The organism is Promicromonospora kroppenstedtii DSM 19349 (assembly GCF_000515355.1).
Classification (GTDB): domain Bacteria; phylum Actinomycetota; class Actinomycetes; order Actinomycetales; family Cellulomonadaceae; genus Promicromonospora; species Promicromonospora kroppenstedtii.
Map to the genome: position 1 here is coordinate 2,365 of NZ_KI911753.1, position 4,733 is coordinate 7,097.

Annotated in this window: 3 protein-coding genes; all 3 read left to right on the forward strand. The window is 71.1% G+C overall.

Translation table 11 applies throughout. From position 1 onward, the window contains the following. Window positions 1-2,118 (forward strand): esterase-like activity of phytase family protein (locus PROKR_RS31060; protein ID WP_051433379.1); only part of this gene is annotated, 2,118 nt, incomplete at its 5' end. A gap of 53 nt (window positions 2,119-2,171) precedes the next feature. After that, window positions 2,172-3,419 (forward strand): LCP family protein, encoded by a 1,248-nt coding sequence (locus PROKR_RS25950; RefSeq protein ID WP_036969489.1) that lies wholly within the window; start codon window positions 2,172-2,174, stop codon window positions 3,417-3,419. 96 nt (window positions 3,420-3,515) lie between these two features. Continuing rightward, the coding region (locus tag PROKR_RS25955; protein ID WP_169736592.1) for an LCP family protein at window positions 3,516-4,733 on the forward strand (1,218 nt) is incomplete at its 3' end.

A 4,733-nucleotide genomic window follows, 5' to 3' on the forward strand; every position in this document is an offset into this window, starting at 1 on the left:
ACCCACCTCACCGCGACCCTCGCCGGCCGCGCCACCCTGTCCGCCGGCTACCTGGCCGAGGGTCCGCCGTCGGGCGCCGCGGCCAGCCCCGGCAACGGCCGGCAGGGTCCCTGGGACGGCCAGGTGATCCCCGGCTTCTCCGCGATGGTCGACAACCACGACGGCACGTTCTGGGCCCAGCCCGACAACGGCTTCGGCGCCAAGGGCAACTCCGCCGACTTCCTGCTGCGCAACTACCTGGTGCGCCCGCAGTGGGACACGAACCGCCGCGGCTCGGGCGACGGCGAGATCAAGGTGCTCGACGTCGTCGAGTACAACGACCGCGACCACGTGCTCGACTTCGACATCGTCAACGAGGACACCGCCGACCGGCTGCTCACGGGCGCCGACTTCGACGTCGAGTCCCTCGTCCGCGCGGCCGACGGAACGTTCTGGGTGGGCGAGGAGTTCGGCCCGTTCCTGCTGCACTTCGCCGCCGACGGCACGCTGCTGGAGGCGCCCTACCCGTTCCCCGACGGCAAGTCGCCGGGCAACCCGTACCTGGAGCCCGGCGAGCAGCCGAACGTCGGCAGTAGTCGCGGCTTCGAGGCCATGGCCGGCGTCGGTCGTTACCTCTACCCGGTGGTCGAGGGCGCGCTGGCCGACGACGCCGACCCGCGCCGCCGCTGGATCTACCAGTTCGACACCCGCAAGGGCGAGTACACGGGCAAGCGCTGGGCGTACCAGACCGATCAGCCCGCCGACGTCATCGGCGACGCCTTCGCCACGGGCCGCGACACGATGCTGCTCATCGAGCGCGACGACTTCGAGGGCGACCAGGCGGTCACCAAGCGCGTCTACGAGATCGACCTGGGAACGAGGGACCGCGACGGGTTCGTCCGCAAGGAGCTCGTCGTGGACGCGCTGCGCATCGACAACCCGCGCGGCATCGACGCGGGGGAGGGCTACGGCCTGGGCGAGACGTTCGCCCTGCCCGTGCAGTCCTTCGAGACCGTCCTGTTCGTCGACGAGGACACGCTCCTGATCGGCAACGACAACAACTACCCCGGTAACGACGCGCGGGTCACCGGCACCCCGGACGACACCGAGATGGCGCTGGTCGACCTCAGGAGGAAGCGCGTCACCGACGACGGCGTCACCGTCGTCGGGCACCGCGGGGCCTCCGGCTACCGGCCGGAGCACACGCTCGCCGCCTACGAGACGGCCATCAACCAGTGTGCCGACTACATCGAGCCCGACGTGGTCTCCACCAAGGACGGCGTGCTGGTCGCCCGGCACGAGAACGAGATCAGCGGCACCACCGACGTCGCCGCGCACGCCGAGTTCGCGGGCCGCCGCACCACCAAGACCATCGACGGCACCCGGATCACCGGCTGGTTCACCGAGGACTTCACGCTCGCCGAGCTGCGCACCCTGCGTGCCAAGGAGCGCCTGCCGCAGGCTCGGCCCCAGAACACGGCGTTCGACGGCCTCTACCTGGTCCCCACGCTCGACGAGGTGCTCGACCTGGCGCGCAACAGCCGCACCTGCGACGGCGCGCCCGTCGGCGTCTACCCCGAGACCAAGCACCCCACCTACTTCGACTCGGTGGGCCTGTCCCTGGAGGAGCCGCTGGTGGCCGAGCTGCGTCGCAACGGGTTCGACCACCGGGACGCCCCGGTGATCGTGCAGTCCTTCGAGGTGGGCAACCTCAGAGAGCTCGACGAGCTCACCGACGTGCCCCTGGGCCAGCTCGTCAGCGGCAGCGGCGCGCCCTACGACCTCGTGGCCGCCGGCGACCCCCGCACCTACGCGGACCTCGTCACCCGGCAGGGCCTGCGCGAGATCGCCCGCTACGCCGACGGGATCGGCGCCGAGAAGAACGTGCTGATCCCGCGCGAGGCGGACGGCACGCTCGCCGAGCCGACCAGCGTGATCCGCGACGCCCACCGTGCGGGCCTCGAGGTCCACACCTGGACCTTCCGCCGCGAGAACCAGTTCCTCCCGGCCGAGTTCCGCTCGTCGACCGACCCGAACGGGATCGGTGACCTCGCCGGCGAGATCCGCGTCTTCCTGGACGCCGGACTGGACGGGTTCTTCTCGGACAACCCGGACCTCGGGGCCGCCGCGGTCAGGTGAACCCCGGGTGACTTAACAGGCCCCGTGCCGGGGTACATGCTTATGCTCCCTATGTGCCCCGGCACCTCCGTCACCAGCGAAGTCATCGCGCCGCCCGCGTCGCGGCGCTCATCGTCGTCGGCGCGCTCGTGCTCGTCGCCGTGGGTGGCACGGCCGCCTATCTCGACCTGAAGCAGCAGATCGGCGTCAGCGACGTCTCGGGTCTCGTCAAGGGCCCGACGCCGTCCGTGGATCCCGACGACCCGTTCACCGGCCGCAGCCTCAACATCCTCGTGCTGGGCACCGATCTGCGCGGCGGCGAGAACACCGAGATCGCCGGGGCGGGCGACGGCGGCATGCGCTCGGACACCACGATGCTGGTGCACGTCTCCGGCGACCGGTCACGCATCGAGGTGGTGTCGATCCCGCGCGACTCGCTGGTCGACATCCCGGCGTGCAAGCTTCCCGACGGCTCCGAGTCCGGCGCCACCTACGGCATGTTCAACAGCGCGTTCACGATCGGCGGCGGCGCGGCCGAGGACCTCACCTACGCCGCGGCCTGCACCATCTCGACCGTGCAGACGCTCACCGGCGTACCGATCACCAACCACATGGTCGTCAAGATGGACGGCGTGGTCGAGGTCGTCGAGGCGCTCGGTGGGGTGCGCATGTGCCTGCCCGAGCCGCTCGTCCAGAACCCGGCGTACGGCCGGTTCGAGCTGCCGGCCGGCGAGCAGACCCTCGACGGCCGGCAGGCGATCGGCTTCCTGCGCGCCCGGCACGGCACCGGCCTGGGCCTGGAGCAGGGCAGCGACCTCACCCGGATCGACCGGCAGCAGGCGTTCGTCGACGCCCTCGTGCGCCAGATCCTGGACCAGAACGTCGTGACCAACTCGCCGCGCCTGTACCGCACCATCGAGGCGGTGCTGCGCGCCATCTCCGCCGACCCCGGCCTGGCAGACCCCGCGGCGCTCGCCGGCCTGGCGTTCAGCATCCGCGACATCGACCCGTCCGAGATCGTGTTCACCGAGCTGCCCGTGGTGGCCGCCCCGGCCGATCCCAACCGGGTGGTCTGGACGGCGGACGCCACGGCGATCTGGGAGCGTCTCGCCGCCGACGAGCCGCCGCCGGGCCACGAGACCCCCGCCCCGGGCTCCGGCTCGTCCGGCAAGCCCTCCAAGGGCGGTTCGGGCGGTTCCTCCGACGGCGCCTCGGACGACGCCACGGGTTCCGGATCCGCCGACGACGACGGCGCGACGCCGTCGGGCAGCCCCAGCTCCTCGCCGTCGCCGTCGCTGCTGCCGGGGGTCTGCGCGGACTGATCGGCGCTCCCCGGACCCTGGCATCGCCTGGACGCCGCCTGGGAACGGCTCGACTTAGTTACACGATTGTCGCTTTGAGGCCCTACTCTCCGTTGCGTGGCGAGTGACTTCTGGACGGCAGTGCGACCTGTCGGCGAGATAATTCCTGGGGTTCCCCGGCACGCGCGTTCGGGGGAGCGCCAGCCCAGACACGTGCGGAGCTGGCGGAAGATGTTCGTGGTCCGCACCGTGACCATGAGCGTGGTGGGTGCGATGGCGTTCGGTTCCGCGGCGGCCGCCACGGCGTACCACAACGCGATCTCGCAGATCGAGGTCCAGGACCTCGACGGCCTGGTGACCGAGGTCGTCGAGCCCAAGGACCCGTCCGACCCGTTCAAGGACCAGGCCGTCAACCTGCTCCTCATGGGCACGGACATTCGCGACGGCTCCAACGCGGACATCGGCGGCGTCGTCGACGGTATGCGCTCCGACACGACCATGCTCGTGCACATCTCCGCGGACCGGCAGTGGATGGAGATCGTCTCGCTGCCCCGCGACACGTTCGTGGACATCCCGTCGTGCAAGCTCCCCGACGGCAGCCAGTCGCAGCCCTACCGGGACAAGTTCAACGCCTCGTTCACCGTCGGCAGCGGCGGCACGGACCTCAAGCACGCCGCAGCCTGCACCATCAACACGGTCAACGCGATCACCGGCGTCACGGTGACCAACCACGCCGTCGTCAAGATGAACGGCGTGATCGACGTCGTCGACGCGATCGGCGGCGTGAAGATGTGCCTGCCCGAGGCGCTCCACGGCGACCCGCGGTCGGCGCGGATCGACCTGCCCGCGGGCGAGAACCGGCTCGACGGCAAGACGGCGATCCAGTTCCTCCGCGTCCGCAAGGGCACGGGCATGGGCCTGGAGCTGGGCAGCGACCTGACCCGCATCGAGCGGCAGCAGGCGTTCATCAACGCGACGTTCCGCCAGATCCTGTCCGCCGAGACGCTCGCGGACCCGACCAAGACGTTCCGCCTGATCAACGCGGCCCTCGGCTCGCTGAGCGCCGACCCGGCGATCGCCAACCCGGGCAGCGTGGCCGGCCTGGCGTGGTCCCTGCGCGAGATCGAGAAGCGCAACATCATCATGACGAAGGTGCCGGTGTACGACACGACTGAGAACGGCGTCAGCGGGCTCGGCTGGGGCCCGGAGGCCGCGGAGATCTTCGCGCGCGTCGCCGCGGACGAGCCGCCGGAGGAGGTCGTCCTGGACGAGCCCGAGCCGTCCGCCTCGCCGAGCGGGAGCGGGGCGGCCGGAGAGGGCTCCGGCGACGACGGC